This is a genomic window from Pseudomonas sp. A214 (assembly GCF_900156295.1).
GTDB classification, from domain to species: domain Bacteria; phylum Pseudomonadota; class Gammaproteobacteria; order Pseudomonadales; family Pseudomonadaceae; genus Aquipseudomonas; species Aquipseudomonas rhizophila.
Map to the genome: position 1 here is coordinate 1,495,894 of NZ_LT707062.1, position 16,240 is coordinate 1,512,133.

The window sequence follows — 16,240 nt, forward strand, 5'->3', positions numbered from 1 at the left end:
TCAGGCATGGGCGCAAGCCGCGCACTCTTACTGCTGTTGTGTCTGGTGGGCTGCTTCGGCGCGCGGGCGGCCGAGCCGACGGCGCTGCCCGACAAGGTGCGCGCGGCCAGCGAGGAATGGGCGGATTACTCCCAGGCTGATGGCAAGGGCATGGCGTGGGACATCTTGCGTGAAGTGTTCGAGCCCGCAGGCGTGAGGCTGGAAACCCGCAGCGTGCCGTACACCCGTTCAATCGGGCTGGTGCAGCGCGGTGAGGTCGATGTGCAGGTGGGCGCTTATCTCGATGAGTCGGAGGGGGTGCTTTATCCTCAATGGCACTACGATGTCGATCACATCTACGCCTTGGGGCTGGCCTCCAAACCGTCTCCTACATTGGCGACGGTCGGCAACTATCGGCTGGTGTGGATGCGTGGCTACGAATACGACAGCTACCTGCCTAACATCCGCAAATTCAACGAAATTCACCGTGCCGTGGGCATCCTGCCGATGCTGGTCCATGATCGCGCCGATTTTTATATCGATGCGTTGATGGAAATCGAGAACGTACTTGCCAAGGCCGAGAATCCCCAGCAATTCAAACTTTCGCCGCTGATCAATCTGCCGCTCTATCTGGGGTTTGCCAACACCGAAAACGGTCGGGTGCTACGGGGCCTGTTTGACCGGCGCATGGCTGAGCTGGTGAAGAACGGTCGACTGAAGCCGATTTTTGCACGCTGGAAACAACCCTATCCCTTCGACGAGCACGGCAGGCCACCAAAGCCGTAATCAATCTTTTCGATGTTTATGGCCGATAATTCAGCCTGAGCGTCGGTCGGGACGTGCTGTTACAATGCCCGCCTCTGCGAATCTCCAGTAATAGATCAGGAGCACACCGGTGCCTGTCGTTTTTGTTGCCGCTTCCAAGCTGCCAACGCCTTTTGCGCAATTCACCATGCATGGTTTTCTCGATGAAGCCACTGGCCGCGAGCACGTCGTGCTGAGCCTGGGTGATTTCGCCGACGGTGCCCCGGTACTGGGCCGCCTGCACTCTGAATGCCTGACGGGCGATGCCTTGTTCAGCCAGCGCTGTGATTGCGGCTCGCAACTTGAGGCCGCGCTGCGGGCCATTGCCCGCGAAGGGCGTGGCGTGCTGCTTTACTTGCGCCAGGAAGGCCGCGGCATTGGCCTGCTGAACAAGATTCGCGCCTATGAGCTGCAAGATGGCGGCGCCGACACGGTCGAAGCCAACGAGCGCCTGGGGTTTGCGGCCGACCTGCGTGACTACAGCATCTGCCTGCCGATGCTCGAACATCTGGGCGTCAAGTCGTTGCGCTTGATGACCAACAACCCGCGCAAGGTCAAGGCGATGTCCGATATGGGCATCGTGGTGGCCGAGCGCGTGCCACTGCACACCGGGCACAACCCCCACAACAAGCTTTACCTGGCGACCAAGGCCAGCAAGCTCGACCACATGATGGGCAACGAGCACCAGGGCGAGGTTGATCGGGCGTGACGCGCGGTCAGGTTCGGCGGCGACTGTCCGTCAGTTGGTGGCAATACCTGGCGCTGGCCTTGCTGCCGCTGTTCGTGATCAACGCGGTATTCGGCCAGGGCGAAGCGATTCTGCCGGTGCTGGCGATGCCGCTGTTTATCGCTGGCGTGGCCTCGATGTTTGTCAGCCTGCGCTTCTTTGGCGCTTACAAACACGCCTTGATCGCCACCCAAAAAGCCCTCGACACCCCCGAAGAGCCTCAAGCCTGGATCGCCTTGGCGGCCCGGCGGCGTGTGGCCTTTCTCGCTGCTGGCCTGCCGGCCTGGATCGGCGCCCTGGCGGTGTTCGTGGGCCTGGAAGCGGTGCCGTTGATGCTGCTGGCATTGTCCACGACGGTCTTGTTCTACCTGTATCGCATCCCGCGTCAGCTCGGTTGATGATCCGCTGGCTGGCGGTCCTGCTGTTGGCCGTCAGCGCCTCGACGGTGGCGGCCCAGCGCGTGGTCAGCCTGGCTCCATCCCTGTCTGAAATCGTGGTTGAACTGGACTCCGCCGACCTGCTGGTGGGCGTGCTGGATGGCGGCGATCGGCCCTTGGTGTTGAAAGACCTGCCTTCTGTGGGGCGTTATGGCCAATTGGACATGGAGCGCTTGCTCAGTCTCAGGCCCGATCTACTCCTGCTCTGGCCCGGCAGCGTCGGCAACGCCCAACGCCAGCAGCTCAAGGGATTGAAGATTCCTGTCTACGTCGCCGAACCCCACAGTCTCGACCAGCTCATCACCCAAATCGAAGCCATCGCCACGCAACTCGGCCGCCCGGAACGGGGCGTGGAGCGAGCGGCGCAGTTGCGCGGGCGTCTTGAGGCGTTGCGTCAGCGCTACCGGCGCGACACGCCGTTGCCGGTGTTCTATCAGGTCTGGGACCGGCCGCTGTACACCGTTGGCGGCGAGCAGATCATCAGTGATGCGCTGGCGGTTTGCGGGGCACGCAATGTGTTTGCCGACCTGACCTTGCCGGCGCCGCAGGTGAGTGTGGAGTCAGTGTTGCAGCGCAATCCGCAGATCATCCTGGCCACGGACCAAGCCCAGCTCGACGCGTGGAAAGCCTGGCCGCAGCTGGCGGCGGTGGCGCAGGGGCGGCTGCTGTTGGTCAGTGACAAGGGGCTGGAGCGACCCAGTGGGCAGATGATCGAGGCGACGGCGCGGTTGTGCGGGCTAATTGCGCCGGACAGATAAACCGCGGTGCTCCCAATCGCGAGCAGGCTCGCTCCCACAGGGATTTGTGGCACCGCTGATTTTTTATTCACATCGGATCAAATTGCGGGAGCGAGCCTGCTCGCGATGAGGTCAGTCCCGGCACCACAATCTCTGGATCAGAGCGCCGGCGTCCAGGTCACCCCAAACAACCAGGCCCGGCCCTCCTCACGATACCCATACTGCCCACCTTCATGGCTATACAGCGCCCGGCTGTAGCCCTTGTCCAGCAGGTTATCGACCTTCATCTCCAGCTTCACCTCGCGGTTCAACGTCCAACTGCCGCGCAACCCGAGCAGGGCGTATCCGCCCAGGGTGTTGCGGTTGTTCTCATCGTCGTAGCTGCTGCTCACTGCTTGCCAGGTGGCGCCCAGGCTCAAGCGGTCAAATTGGCGATCCAGGTCCAGGCTCAAGGTCCGGCGGGCGCGGCGGGCCAGGGTGTGGCCGCTGTCGCGGTCCCGTGGGTCGATGATGGCCAGGCCCAAATTGCCCTGCCAGCCGAATAACTCTTGGCTCAGGGCTGCTTCGAAACCGTTGATTCGTGCCGAGGCGACGTTTTGTGGGCGTGAGTTGCTGCCGAAAATAATCGCGTCTTCCAGGTCCGTGCGGTACAGCGAAGTCTCCAGGCGGGCGCTGTCGCTCAGTTGGCTGCGCCATTGCAGTTCGTAGCTTTTGGCGGTTTCGGGTTCAAGGTCCGGGTTACTGAAGTCCGGGTAGTACAGGTCGTTGAAGGTCGGTGCGCGGAAGCTTTCGCTGTAGGTCAGCAGTACATCATTGTCCGGATTCACCGGCAGGGTGAACGTGCCGCTCCAACTATTCTGGGCGCCGAATTGCTGGTTCTGGTCGCGGCGCACGCCCAGTTCGGTGGAGAACGTTTCGCCCCGGAAACGATGCTGGATAAACGCCGCACGGTTCCAGCGGCTGTCTTCGTCATAGGGCGTGCTGCTGCTGATCCGATCCTCATACCAATCACCACCGACAATCAGGCTGTTGCGATCGTCCAGCGTTACATCGTTCTGCCAGGTCAGCGAGTCGCGGTAGGTGTTGAACACTTCCCGGACATCGCTGAGTTTGTCGAAGGTTTTTTCGCGGTTTTCGCTGTGGCCCAGTTCCAGGCGCGATTTCCACGCGTCGTTGATGCGCCCATCGACATAAGTGCTGAAACTGCTCACCGCAAATTCACTGTAGGGCTGCTGGGGCAACGACTCGAAGGTGTTCGGGTCGAAGCGGCCGAACGGGTTGTCGTATTCGCTTTTGCCGCGGTTATCCAGCAGGTTCAGGCCCACTTCCAGGTCAGCGTTGAGCTCATGACTCAAGCTCAGGCTCAAGGACTGGTTGCGGTTGGCATCAAGGTCACGGTCGCTGGCGTAGGACTCATGGGTGCGATTGGTCCCATCGCTTTCATCCAGGCTGGCGCCGAGGCTGAAGCGTGTTCGATCATCACCGCCGGACAGGCCCAGGCTGCGCTCCCAGGTCTGGTGGCTGCCGAAACCCAGGTGCAAGCGCGGTTGCAGGCCTTGTTCGTTACCGCGACGGGTGAAGATCTGGATCACCCCGCCCACCGCGTCGGCGCCGTAGATCACTGAGCGCGAACCGCGCAGCACTTCCACCCGTTCGATCTGGTTGATGTTCAGGCGTTGCAAGTTGCTGTCGCCGGAGGTGGAGTTGCCGATGCGCTGGCCGTCCACCAGCACCAGGCTCTGGGCCGATTTGGTGCCACGAATGTAAATCCCCGGCAGGCTGCCACGCCCGCCCAGCGGCGCCACCTGAACCCCCGGCACACGGCTGAGCAGGTCGGTCACGCTGGCCGGTTGCAGGCGTTCGATGTCGTCACGGGTGAATACCGTGTTGGCGGCGCTACTGTCGTTGCGGGCCTCGACCTGGCGGTTGGCGCTGATGACCACGTCGGGGAGCTTGAGGGCCTGGTCGCGTTCGAAGGTGTCGGCCAGCAGCTCGGTGGTTGGTAGCAGTGAGAAGGTCAGGGCGAGGCGCAGTTTCATGGGTGTTCCGAGAAATATGGCTCCACGCATACCCCTGTGGGAGCGAGCCTGCTCGCGATGGCGTAAGACCAGTCGACATCTATATTGACTGACGCACCGCTATCGCGAGCAGGCTCGCTCCCACAAGGGTTTTGTGGTCTGAAGATTACCGGCCCAGCACCTGCAACCGCTGGCGCACGGCCGCTTCGATCCCGGCCTCGTCCAGCCCGCATTCAGCCAGCATCTGCGCCGGTTTGGCGTGTTCGACGTAGATGTCCGGCAGGCCCAGGTGCAGCACCGACTTGAGGATGTTTTCCCGGGCCAGGAACTCGCTGACCGCCGCTCCGGCGCCGCCCATGATGGCATTTTCCTCGACGGTCACCAGCAGTTCGTGACTGCCGGCCATCTCGCGCACCAGGGTTTCGTCCAGGGGTTTGACGAAGCGCATGTCCACCACGGTGGCGTCCAGGGTTTCGGCGACCTTCAAGGCCTCGGCCAGTTGCACGCCAAACACCAGCAGGGCGGTCTGCTTGCCCTGGCGGCGAATCACGCCCTTGCCGATTTCGATCGGCTCAAGATCAGCTTCAATGGTCGCATTCGGGCCGCTGCCGCGAGGGTAGCGCACCGCCGCCGGGCCATTGAACAGGTGACCGGTGGTGAGCATTTTGCGCAACTCGTTTTCATCGCTCGGCGTCATCAGCAACATGCCGGGGATGCAGCGCAGGAACGAAAGATCGAAGCTGCCGGCGTGGGTCGGGCCGTCTTCGCCTACCAAACCTGCACGGTCGATGGCGAACAGCACATCGAGGTTCTGCACCGCGACGTCATGAACAAGCTGGTCGTAGCCGCGTTGCAGGAAGGTCGAATAAATCGCCACCACCGGTTTTGCGCCTTCACACGCCATGCCGGCGGCGAGGGTGACAGCGTGCTGCTCGGCAATCGCCACGTCGAAGTAGCGCTGCGGGTAGCGTTCGCTGAAGGCCACCAGGTCCGAGCCTTCCTTCATCGCCGGGGTAATGCCCACCAGGCGTGGGTCGGCGGCGGCCATGTCGCACAGCCATTGGCCGAACACAGCGGAATACTTCGGTCCGCTGGCCTTCTTCGGAGCGGTGGCCGGGGCGTCCACTGGCTCAAGCTTGGTGATGGCGTGGTAACCGATCGGGTCGACTTCCGCCGGGGCGAAGCCTTTGCCTTTCTTGGTGACCACATGCAGGAACTGCGGGCCTTTGAGATCGCGCATGTTGCGCAGGGTGGCGATCAGAGTGGGCAGGTCATGGCCGTCGATGGGGCCGATGTAGTTCCAGCCCAGCTCCTCGAACAGCGTACCGGGCACCAGCATGCCCTTGGCGTATTCCTCGGTGCGGCGGGCGATTTCCCAGGCGCCTGGCAGGCGTGAGAGCACCTTTTTACTGCCTTCACGCATGCTGGCGTAGGTGCGGCTGGAAAGAATCTTCGCCAGGTAGTTGGACAACCCGCCGACGTTGCGCGAGATCGACATGTCGTTATCGTTGAGGATCACCAGCATGTTGGCGTTGACTTCCGGTGCGTGGTTCAGCGCCTCGAAAGCCATGCCTGCCGTCAGAGCGCCATCACCGATCACGGCAATCGCCTTGCGCTCGCTGTTTTGCAGACGGGCGGCAATCGCCATGCCCAGGGCGGCGCTGATGGAGGTGCTGGAATGGCCGACACCAAAGGTGTCGTACTCGCTCTCGGAGCGCCGGGGGAACGCTGCCACGCCGTCCTTCTGGCGCAGCGTGCCCATGCGCTCGCGACGGCCGGTGAGGATTTTGTGCGGATAGGCCTGATGACCGACGTCCCACACCAGCCGGTCGTCCGGGGTGTCGAATACGTAATGCAGCGCGATCGTCAGCTCGATGACGCCAAGGCCGGCGCCAAAGTGGCCACCGGTCTGGCCGACCGTGTAGAGCAGCTCCAGGCGCAACTCATCGGCCAGGGTTTCCAGCTCGGCTTCACCCAGGCGACGCAAGCCGTCCGGCGTGTTGGCGCGGTCCAGCAGCGGCGTGGTCGGGCGTTTGCGGGGAATCTCTTGAAACGTCGTGGGCATCAGGCGAATCGTTATAGGTATAGAAAGAGGCGGCAGTTTACCTTATGCATCGCAAGCTGCCCACGCGTAGGCCGGAACTTGGCCGATACGCAGTCTGACCCCGTATCAGCTACGGCGTTCGACGATATATCGGGCCAGCTCGCGCAACGGCTCGGCCGCCGCGTCAAAGGGTCGCAGCGCGCTCAAGGCCTGGTCGCGCAACTCCAGGGCATAGGCCTTGGCAGCGTCGAGGCCGAGCAGGGCCGGGTAGGTCGGTTTGTCGCGAGCGATATCGGCGCCCTGGCGTTTGCCCAGGGTCTGGGTATCGCTTTCGACGTCAAGGATGTCGTCCTGCACCTGGAACGCCAGGCCAATGGCCCGGGCGTAGGTCTGCAAGGCTTGCAATTGGTCAGGCGTGGCCCGACCGCTGGCCAGGGCACCGAGTTTGACGCTGGCCTCGATCAAGGCGCCGGTCTTGTGCCGATGCATGTATTCCAGCGCGCTCTGATCCAGCTTGAGGCCCACCGAACCGAGGTCGATGGCCTGGCCGCCGACCATTCCGGCCGGGCCTGCCGCCAGCGCCAGGGCGCTGACCATGTCCAAGCGAATCTGCGCCGGGCAATCGTTCAGCGTCGGCTCCAGCAGGGCGCTGAACGCCAGGCTCTGCAAGCCGTCACCGGCCAGGATCGCGCAGGCTTCGTCGAATTTCTTGTGGGTGGTGGGTTGGCCGCGACGCAAATCGTCGTCGTCCATGGCCGGTAAATCATCATGGACCAGCGAATACGCGTGGATCAGCTCCACGGCGCAGGCCGCGCCGTTGGCCTGTTCAGGCGCACCGCCCAAGGCTTCGCACGCCGCGTAGGCCAGCAGCGGACGCACGCGCTTGCCGCCGTTCATCACGCTGTAGCGCATGGCCTCGTACAGCCGCGCCAGCTCAGGGCTTGGGGCGGTGAACAGGGTGTCCAGTGCCGCGTTGACCCGGGCCTGACTGCCGGCCTGATAAGCGCCGATCATTCAGGCTGGTCCGCGTCGAAAGGCTCTTCGGTCAGCTCACCATCGCGTTCGAGCAACAGTTGTACCTTTTGCTCGGCCTGGGCCAGCGCCGCCTGGCAGTCGCGAGTCAAGCCGATACCCTGCTCGAAGGCGGTCAGCGAGTCTTCCAGCGACAACTCGCCGTTCTCCAGCCGCTCGACCAGCGTTTGCAGGTCGGCCAGAGATTGTTCGAAGTCCAGTGCAGCTTTTTTGCGGGCCATGGCGGCGATTCCGGTTGACTGTTAAACGGGCGCGACACTAGCAGACATGGGGTATTGGGGCAATCAGAGCAGGACCTGCGCGGTCTGTGAAACACTGCTTTTTGGTAAGGGGCAAGCTCCTGCTGGACTTGTAGGAACTGTCGAGTGCAACGAGGCTGCGATCTTCCCCCTGCCAATTGAATCTTGAGCGAAAGTTAAAAGATCGCAGGCTTCGCCAGCGCCAATAGAGGCAACGGGATTACCTCCGAAGCTACGTCAGTTTCCGTATTCGGCTCATTTCGTGAGCCGAATAGCCGCGCTAATCGGCTCACGCCCCCCTCAGTACGTGATTTCCCACACAGATTCGCGCGTTCCCTGATTGTGAATAATCCGCCGAATCGCTAACCTTCGCCGCATCTACGGGCCCCTTGTGGCGGGGCCTTCAGACGTAACCCGAATAATGACAGGCAGCGCCGAGGAAGGGCGCCGGGTTGGGTCATGCATGGCAGGAGGCAGACATGCGTTTTCTTTCATTGTTGATCGTGCTGGCGGGCGCGCCACTGGCGTGGGCCGAGCCTGCCGCCGAGCTGTCGGAACCGGTGGGCGGCTGGCGCTACAGCGGCTTGCTCGATCGCACTGAAAACCCACGCGTGGCCTATCCCACGCCGCCCATCGACCGCGGCGTGCAGCGCAATCGCACGATGATCGAGGGTCGGCTCAAGGCCATGGGCACGGCCCGGGCGCCCCACAGCCTGGCCGTCAACGGCAATCCACTGAATCTCTATACCGACGATGAAGGGCGTTTCGCCCGCCCGTATGCCTTTGGTGCTGGCTCCAACAGCGTCGAGGTACGCAGTTCCGCAGGCCAGTCCCTCAAGCGCGTGCAGTTCTATGAAGCCAACAATCAGCGAACCCCGGCGCAGATCCGCGTGGTGCTGGGCTGGGACGATCCCAAGGCCGAGCTGGACCTGCACATCGTCACCCCCGACGGCCAGCATGCGTTCTTCGGCCGGCCGGCGCTGAGCAACGGCGGCGGCCTCGACCCCGATGGCGTCGATGGCCCTGGCCCTGAGATGTTCACCATGACCGCGCCGATGCACGGTACCTACCTGGTCTACGTGAACTACTGGGGCAACTACAGCAACGGTGGCTACAACTTCGAAGAAACCAGCAACCAGAACGAGGTGATCACCTCGCAGATCAACCTGGTGCTCAACGAAAACACCGTCGATGAAAAACGCGAAACCTTTGTCGTGCCCCTGCGCGCCATCGGCGATCTGTTGCTGGTCAAGACTTTCAACTACTAAGTATCCGCTCCACGGATGAACAGGCCCTTGTGAATATGAGCGACAACACTGCTTCCCCGACCGCGCCGGCCCCCGCCACCAAACCTGTGCGCCGCTGGCCGGCGCTGCTGATCGGGCTGTGCCTGGTGGCCGGTGTCGCCGCCGGACTGGGTTGGTTCATGACCAAGCCCAAGGCACCGCCCATGGAACTGGCGTTGGAAAAACTCGGCCTGAGCCGCCCCGACGGCCTGCTCGAGGCCCACTCCCTGAGCCAGTTGCCCAAGGACTTGCTGGCGGTGCCGTTCCTCAAGGCCACGCTCACCGAGGATTTCGTCTTCTATTACGAAACCCATGCCGACCGCCTCGGGCTGATCGGCAGCCTGCGGCGGATCATCTACGAGCATGATCTCAAACTGCAGGACAGCCTGATCGAGCAGCTTTTCGACCAGCCGGCCGATGTAGCGCTATGGCGCGGCGCCGACGGGCGGCTCAAGGATTTTCTGCTGGTGATGGATCGCGGTGGCCTGGCCAAGGTGCTGGAGCCGCTGGCAAAAGTGGCGCTGGATGATTCACAGCTCAGCCAGCTCGGTGAGATGAACGTGGCCGGCGACGTGGTGCCGGTCTATCAACTCACCTATAACGCCAGCAAAGCCCTGGTATTCGCTTCCCATGGCGACAAGCTGGTGGTGTTGTCCAATCCGACCAGACTCTACGACCTGGGAAGTGGCCCCACCGACGAACCCGGCATGGTCTCGACCCAGGCCCTCGAAGCGCTGCTGGCCGGTGAAAAACTCTTCCCCGAAGCCTTTGGCCTGCTGCCCAAGGCGCCTGAGGTCAAGCAACGCATCTCGGTCAATGCCAGCGTGCTCGCCATGGGCTACCAGCGTTTCATCCCGAACTTCGCCGGGTTGCGTTTCGACATGGACGACAAGGGCTGGCACAGCTTCCTGGCCATGGACGAGCTGGAAGACCAGCCAGACTTCGACTTCAAGCCAATCTGGCAAGCCATGCCCATGGGCGCCAGCGCCTGTGTCGCTTTGCCCCTGGCCGCCGAACAACAGAAGCCATTGCTGGTGAAACTCGGTGCCGACGACAACGCGGCCCAGGCCATGATCGAGCACATGGCCGGCGCGGCGGGGCTGTGCTGGTACGCCGATTCGCGGCTTTACACACCACTGCTGGTGGCGAACCTGAACGATGACGGCGGCAAGCTCGATGCCGACCTGGGCAACCTGTTCGGTTCGATGGTGGGCGCCTACGAAAACAACGTGGCCGAACATGCGTTTCCCGTTGTTGAGACACAGGAAGGCCCGATGCACCGCTGGCAACGCCAGGTCAGCTCCAACTTCGGCCCTTACCCGGCCAAGGACGCCGCGCAGCCCGAGTCGATCACCGGCAAGGCGTTCATGCAAGTCAGCCTGGCGCGGCACGGTTCGACCCTGTTGTTTTCCCTCGACGACAAACTGGTAGACAAGGCCCTCGGCACCCTCGACAAACGTTTCCCGCCCATGGCCGACGTGGTGCCCAAGGACCTGCTGATGCCGGTCTACTTCGGCCCGGATGCCATGGCGCAACTGATGCAACGCGAAACCCTCGACAGCTTGCCCCAGGACATGGAGCCGGTGTTCTACAACGCCGCGCAAACCTACCTGATTCCGAAGCTGCGCACCCTTGGCGGCTACGGCAAATACGCACTGACGTTGCCTGAAGGCAGCGAACCGGACGGCCACTGGCAGTGGTTGCCACTGGAATGGAAAGCGCTGTGACCGGGTTGATCCGCCGCCCCGGATGGGTGTTGATGCTGGCGCTGCTGCTGGGCGGGCAGGCGTTTGCCGCTCAGACACCCACGCTGGATGTGCAGCAATCGAAGGTCTTTCGTGCCTGGTTCGTGCGCATTGCCCAGGAACAACTGACCAAAGGCCCGAGCCCGCGCTGGTACCAACAGGACTGCGCCGGGCTGGTGCGCTTTGCGGCCAATGAAGCGCTGAAGGTCCACGACCAGAAGTGGTTGCGCAGCAATGGCCTGTCCAATCGCTACCTGCCGCCAGAGCTTGAACTGAGCGATGCCCAGCGACGTCTGGCCCAGCAGTGGCAACAGGGCGGCGGCAAGGTCGGACCCTACGTCAACGCCATCAAGCTGATCCAGTTCAACAGCCATCTGGTGAGCCGGGATGTCACCCAGGCCCGTCCGGGCGATCTGATGTTCTTCGATCAGGGCGATGACCAGCACCTGATGATCTGGATGGGCCGCAACATCGCCTATCACACCGGCACCACCACCCCAACCGACAACGGCATGCGCTCCGCAAGCCTGCAGCAACTCATGAACTGGAAGGACACCCGATGGATACCCGACGCAGCCAACCCCAACTTCATCGGCGTCTATCGACTCAACTTTCTCTCCCAATGACCGGTGCCCGCATGCTGCGCTTGTGTTCAAAATTGCCCCTGCTGTTGGCCCTGTTGCTGGCGCCGATCGTTCATGCCGAAGACACTGTGCAGCCCAGCGGCTACACACCGTTGGCCGGTGAAAGCTTCTTCCTGCTGGCCGACAGCAGTTTTGCCAGTGACGAGCAAGCCATGGTCCGCCTCGAAGCGCCGGGGCGCGACTATCGGAAATTCCGCATGGAGCCGTACGGCGGTGCCGATATCCGCGTTTATCGCATCGAAAAACCGCTGGATTTCCTCAAGCGCCAGAAGAACCTGCACCGGGTGGTCAGCGACGGCCAGTTCAAGGGCGAAGGGCTGTCGAACACCCTGGCGTACCTGTGGGACAATTGGTACCGCAAATCCCGTCGGGTGATGCAGCGGGCGTTTTCCTACGAGTCGCGTCAGCAAGTCACCGAGCAAGTGCCGGAACTGAAAATGGGCAGCGCCATCGCCGCGCCGACGCCGTACGACGCGCAACCACAGTTCGCCCTGATTCCGGGTTTGCCGGTGGTCAGCCAGTTCCGTTATCCGCTCTGGCAGGCCAAGCCGATCCAACCGCCAGCGGGGGTCAACCTGGCGGGTTCGTCGAGTGAATTCATCAGCGTCGCGCCAGGCAACGTCTACGTGCCGCTGGGCCAGTTGAAACCGGGGCTGTATCTGGTGGAAGCACTGATCGGGAAATACCGGGCCACCACCATGGTGTTTGTCTCCAACACCGTAGCGGTGAGCAAGATCGCCGGGGACGAGCTGCTGGTCTGGGCCGCGCGTAAACACGAAGGTCGTTCGGTGCCCAAGGTCAACGTGCTGTGGACCGACGGCCTGGGCGTGATGAGCAGCGGCGCCACCGATGAAGACGGCTTGCTGCGCCTCAAGCACGTCAGCCCGGAGCGTTCGTTTGTCATCGGCGAGGACGAGGAGGGCGGGGTATTCGTCTCGGAAAACTTCTACTACGACAGCGAAATCTACGACACCAAGCTGTTCGCCTTCACCGACCGGCCGCTGTATCGGCCGGGGGATTGGGTGTCGCTGAAAATCGTCGGCCGTGAATTCAAGAATGCCCGGGACTCGGTGCAGCCGACGGCCGCCGACGTCAATGTCAGCGTGCTGGATGCCACCGGCACCGAGCTGCAGACCCTGGCCCTGAAGCTGGACTCCAAGGCCGGCACCCAAGGCCGTTTCCAGCTGCCGGAAAACGCCGTGGCCGGTGGTTATGAGTTGCGCTTTGGCTACAAGGACCAGCTCTACAGCAGTGCCTTTCGCGTGGCCGAATACATCAAGCCACACTTCGAGATCGCGCTGAACCTCGCCAAGCAGGATTACCGCACCGGCGAGCCGGTCAAGGGCGCTCTCGTGCTGCTGTACCCGGACGGCAAACCGGTGGCCAACGCCAAGGTGAGCCTGAGCCTGCGGGCCCAGCAACTGTCGATGGTGGATAACGAGCTGCAATATCTGGGGCAATTCCCGGTGGAGCTGACCAGCAGCGAAGTGACCACCGATGCCAAGGGCAGCGCCACCCTCGAACTGCCGGCCGCCGACAAGCCGAGTCGCTATACGCTCACTGTGTTTGCCAGCGATGGCGCGGCGTATCGAGTTAAGACCACCAAGGAAATTCTCATCGACCGTGGCGCGGCGAACTTTCGCCTGAGCGCGCCCCAGCGTTTCAGCGCCGCCGGCGAGAACGTCTCGTTCAGCTACACCAACGAGGGTGGCAACGCGCAAAGCAACGCCGTGACGCCGGGCAGCTACGCCTGGGTGCGGCTGGAAGACCAGACCACCGGCGAAGGCAAACTGGCGGCCAAGGACAAGGGCTTCAGCCTGACCTTCGAGCGTCCGGGCACCTACAACCTGACCCTCAAGGATGACCACGGTCGAGTCATTGGCGCCACTGGCCATTCGGTGACCGGCGAAGGTATCAAGGCCGTGCCGGGCACGGTCGAGATCGTCCTCGACAAAGCCCAGTATCAGGCCGGTGACGAAGCCCTGGCGCTGATCACCTTCCCGGAGCCGGTCAGCGATGCGCTGCTGTCACTGGAGCGGGACAAGGTCGAGGCCACGGCGCTGCTGTCCAAGGGCGGCGACTGGCTGAAAATGGAAAAGCTCAGCGACACTCAATACCGCGCGCGCATCCCGGTGAAAGACGCTTTTGCGCCAAACCTGACCTTCTCGGTGCTGTACACCAAGGGCGGCCAATACAGCTTCCAGAACGCCGGTATCAAGGTGGTCGCGCCGCAGATCGACGTCGCCATCGTTACCGACAAAGCCACTTATCGGCCTGGCGACACGGTGACCGTGGACCTGAGCACCCAGTTCGTCGGCAAGGCGATCCCGGCGCACCTGACCGTCAGTGTCGTGGATGAAATGATCTACGCCCTGCAACCGGAAGTGGCGCCCACCATCGATCAGTTTTTCTACCATCCGCGCCGCAACAACGTGCGCACCAGCGCCAGCCTGTCGTTCATCAGCTACGACGTCGCCCTGCCGGGCAGCCCCGGCGCGCCGGGCAAGGCCAACCGCAGCGAGCGCGGGGTCAAAGTGCTGGAGCGGCCTCGTCGTGAAGATGTCGACACTGCCGCGTGGCAACCGGAGCTGGTCACCGACGCCAACGGCAAGGCCCGCTTCACCTTCAAGATGCCGGACTCCCTGACTCGCTGGCGCATCACCGCCAGGGCCATCGCCGACGACGGTCAGGTGGGGCAGAAAAAGCAATTCATCGGTTCAGAGAAACCGCTGTACCTGAAGTGGAGCGGCCCGACCCGGTTCCGCAGTGGTGACAAACCGCAAATGGGCCTGTTCGCTTTCAGCCAGTCCGAACAGCCGTTGAAGGCCGAACTGCTGATCCGTTACGCCGGTACTGAACAGCGCGTGGTGGCGGACCTGAAGCACGGCATCAACTATGTGGCGCTACCGTCTCTGGAGTTGAGCAACGGCGACTTGAACGTGCAGTTGCAGGTCAATGGCGAAACCCAGGACACCCTGGCCGTGCAACTCAATGCCATTGGCAACGGTTGGCAAGTCACCCAGAGCCAGCGCCTTGACGTGGCGAGCGGTGACACACCGCTGAGCCTGCCGCTTGATGCCAGCGATATCCGCCTGCGCCTGGACGACAGCCCGCAAGCGCTGTTCCGTTCGGCCCTGGATGACTTGTTGAGCTACCCCTACGGCGGCGTCGAGCAAACTGCCAGTCGTCTGCTGCCGCTGAGCATCGCCTACCCGACCCTGGCGGCGAACCCGCAGATTCGCGATCGCTTGCGGCTGATCATGCAAAACAGTCGCCTGCGCCTGGTGCAAATGGCCGGGCCTGCGGCGAGCTTCACCTGGTGGGGCCAGGCTGGCGAACCGGATGCGTTCCTCACGGCCTACGCTTATTACGCCGACTGGCACGCCAGCCAGGCCCTGGACCTGAGCCTGCCGCCGGAGCACTGGCAGCGGGTGCTGGAGGTCTACGCCAAACAGGCCGGCGATACGCCGTTGCTGCAGCGTGCGCTGATCCTGTCGTTCGCCAAACAGATGCAACTGCCGGTGAACACCTTGCTCAGCGGCTTGATGGACGACCTGGCGAAAGCCGGCGAGGGCGGCGATTCGAGCGTGATGGACAGTGGCGAAGACAGCCTGGTCATGAGCGCGCCGGATTCGGCCCTGGGCTTGGCCAGCGCCCGCATGCTGACGGCGTCCCTCGCCAGGCAGGTGAAGGTGCCGCTGCCGGAGGCCTTCAGCCGGCAACTCGACGCCGCACAACAGCAACTGGACGTCAGCTCCCAGCCGTTCGTCGAGGCCTTGAGCCTGTCACTGCAAAGCTTCGATCAGGCGCGTGCCAAGGCATTGCTCGAACGTCTGCTGCCGCAGCAATCGACCCTTGAACGGGCCCTGGCCTTGACCTGGCTGCAACGCAGCATCGAGCAGGCCGCGCCCGCCGTGGCCCTGACCCCGGGTGAAGGCTGGAAGGCCCGGCAAGGGGCCACCGGTGAAACCTACTGGCAATGGCAGGGCGCGCAGCTACCGACCCTGCTGACCTTAAGCGGTGCCGAGGAGCGCCCGTTGCAGGCGGCACTGAGCTACCAGAGCCAGCAAGCGCCCGTGACGCCGATGGCGGTGACCATTACCCGGCGCTTGTCCCGTCTGGTGCCGGGCGACGAGGCCTTCACCTTCAAGCTCGAAGCCGTGGGCAGCAAGCCGCTGTCCAGTGACAGCCTTTATCTGGATGAAGTGATCATCAACAGCAAGGCCTCTACGCCGCTGCGCTACGGCATGCTCGAAGTGCCGCTGCCGCCGGGTGCCGATGTGGAGCGCACCACCTGGGGCATCCAGTTGCTGGGCAAGGCCGGCAGTGAGCCGACTTCCCTGGAGAAGGCGCGCTTCGAGCCGGGTCAGATGGGTTACGCGGTGCCGCTGGACGCCCTCAGTGGCGAGCTGCGCCTGCGGCATCTGGTGCGCTTCTCCCAGAAGGGCCAGTTCAGCTTGCCGCCGGTGCGTTTCACCCAGGTCTATGCACCGCAGCATCAGGCTCGGGAACAGAAACCGGCGCTCGGTCAGGTCACGGTCAACTGAC

The 16,240-nt window shown here is 63.0% G+C and carries 12 protein-coding genes; 8 read left to right on the plus strand and 4 right to left on the minus strand.

The features are described 5' to 3' along the window. Positions 1-6: 6 nt before the first annotated feature. The 4 genes from BW979_RS06825 to BW979_RS06840 all read left to right on the plus strand — a co-directional run bounded on the left by BW979_RS06825 (position 7) and on the right by BW979_RS06840 (position 2,705). Positions 7-765 (plus strand): substrate-binding periplasmic protein, encoded by a 759-nt coding sequence (locus BW979_RS06825; RefSeq protein WP_076383461.1) that lies wholly within the window; start codon positions 7-9, stop codon positions 763-765. A 109-nt stretch (positions 766-874) separates the two neighbouring features. After that, the gene (gene ribA, locus BW979_RS06830) at positions 875-1,492 is read left to right on the plus strand and encodes a GTP cyclohydrolase II (RefSeq protein WP_047229738.1); all 618 of its coding nucleotides are present in this window, start codon (positions 875-877) and stop codon (positions 1,490-1,492) included. Next, positions 1,489-1,908 carry a hypothetical protein gene (locus BW979_RS06835; protein WP_047229737.1) on the plus strand — a complete coding sequence of 140 codons (420 nt, stop codon included), beginning with the start codon at positions 1,489-1,491 and terminating at the stop codon, positions 1,906-1,908. Before ribA ends, BW979_RS06835 begins: the two co-directional genes overlap by 4 nt. Continuing rightward, positions 1,908-2,705 (plus strand): cobalamin-binding protein, encoded by a 798-nt coding sequence (locus BW979_RS06840; RefSeq protein ID WP_047229736.1) that lies wholly within the window; start codon positions 1,908-1,910, stop codon positions 2,703-2,705. Before BW979_RS06835 ends, BW979_RS06840 begins: the two co-directional genes overlap by 1 nt. Before the next feature lie 137 nt (positions 2,706-2,842). Here BW979_RS06840 and BW979_RS06845 read toward each other — a convergent pair whose 3' ends face one another. The 4 genes from BW979_RS06845 to BW979_RS06860 form a co-directional block, all read right to left on the minus strand. Beyond that, a complete protein-coding gene (locus BW979_RS06845; RefSeq protein WP_076383462.1) occupies positions 2,843-4,723 on the minus strand; it encodes a TonB-dependent receptor domain-containing protein in 1,881 nt (626 codons plus the stop codon). Between the two features lie 145 nt (positions 4,724-4,868). After that, positions 4,869-6,767, minus strand: a complete 1,899-nt coding sequence (dxs, locus tag BW979_RS06850) for a 1-deoxy-D-xylulose-5-phosphate synthase (RefSeq protein WP_047229735.1) — start codon at positions 6,765-6,767, stop codon at positions 4,869-4,871. Between the two features lie 105 nt (positions 6,768-6,872). Continuing rightward, positions 6,873-7,760, minus strand: coding sequence for a (2E,6E)-farnesyl diphosphate synthase (ispA, locus tag BW979_RS06855; protein ID WP_047229734.1), 888 nt, complete (start codon positions 7,758-7,760; stop codon positions 6,873-6,875). After that, positions 7,757-7,999, minus strand: a complete 243-nt coding sequence (locus tag BW979_RS06860; RefSeq protein ID WP_047229733.1) for an exodeoxyribonuclease VII small subunit — start codon at positions 7,997-7,999, stop codon at positions 7,757-7,759. The genes ispA and BW979_RS06860 overlap by 4 nt, the downstream gene beginning before the upstream one ends. A gap of 497 nt (positions 8,000-8,496) precedes the next feature. On the opposite strand from BW979_RS06860, the gene BW979_RS06865 reads away from it, so the two are divergent. From BW979_RS06865 to BW979_RS06880, 4 genes are read left to right on the plus strand one after another with little or no spacing between them, the layout of a single operon-like run. Next, positions 8,497-9,285 (plus strand): YfaP family protein, encoded by a 789-nt coding sequence (locus BW979_RS06865; RefSeq protein ID WP_047229732.1) that lies wholly within the window; start codon positions 8,497-8,499, stop codon positions 9,283-9,285. A 35-nt stretch (positions 9,286-9,320) separates the two neighbouring features. Beyond that, entirely contained in the window at positions 9,321-11,030 is a 1,710-nt protein-coding gene (locus BW979_RS06870) for a DUF2138 domain-containing protein (RefSeq protein WP_076383463.1), read from the plus strand. Next, entirely contained in the window at positions 11,015-11,674 is a 660-nt protein-coding gene (locus tag BW979_RS06875; protein WP_076383464.1) for a DUF1175 family protein, read from the plus strand. Before BW979_RS06870 ends, BW979_RS06875 begins: the two co-directional genes overlap by 16 nt. Further along, complete coding sequence (locus BW979_RS06880) at positions 11,671-16,239, plus strand: alpha-2-macroglobulin family protein (RefSeq protein ID WP_076383465.1); 4,569 nt, start codon at positions 11,671-11,673, stop codon at positions 16,237-16,239. Before BW979_RS06875 ends, BW979_RS06880 begins: the two co-directional genes overlap by 4 nt. Position 16,240 lies beyond the last annotated feature (1 nt).

Excerpts from the sequence above, each read along its gene's own strand:
- BW979_RS06825 (WP_076383461.1), top strand. The coding sequence starts at position 7 with ATGGGCGCAAGCCGCGCACTCTTACTGCTGTTGTGTCTGGTGGGCTGC.
- BW979_RS06840 (WP_047229736.1), top strand. The coding sequence starts at position 1,908 with ATGATCCGCTGGCTGGCGGTCCTGCTGTTGGCCGTCAGCGCCTCGACG.
- dxs (WP_047229735.1), bottom strand. The coding sequence starts at position 6,767 with ATGCCCACGACGTTTCAAGAGATTCCCCGCAAACGCCCGACCACGCCG.
- ispA (WP_047229734.1), bottom strand. The coding sequence starts at position 7,760 with ATGATCGGCGCTTATCAGGCCGGCAGTCAGGCCCGGGTCAACGCGGCA.
- BW979_RS06880 (WP_076383465.1), top strand. The coding sequence starts at position 11,671 with ATGACCGGTGCCCGCATGCTGCGCTTGTGTTCAAAATTGCCCCTGCTG.
- BW979_RS06865 (WP_047229732.1), top strand. The coding sequence starts at position 8,497 with ATGCGTTTTCTTTCATTGTTGATCGTGCTGGCGGGCGCGCCACTGGCG.
- BW979_RS06845 (WP_076383462.1), bottom strand. The coding sequence starts at position 4,723 with ATGAAACTGCGCCTCGCCCTGACCTTCTCACTGCTACCAACCACCGAG.
- BW979_RS06875 (WP_076383464.1), top strand. The coding sequence starts at position 11,015 with ATGGAAAGCGCTGTGACCGGGTTGATCCGCCGCCCCGGATGGGTGTTG.
- BW979_RS06870 (WP_076383463.1), top strand. The coding sequence starts at position 9,321 with ATGAGCGACAACACTGCTTCCCCGACCGCGCCGGCCCCCGCCACCAAA.
- BW979_RS06860 (WP_047229733.1), bottom strand. The coding sequence starts at position 7,999 with ATGGCCCGCAAAAAAGCTGCACTGGACTTCGAACAATCTCTGGCCGAC.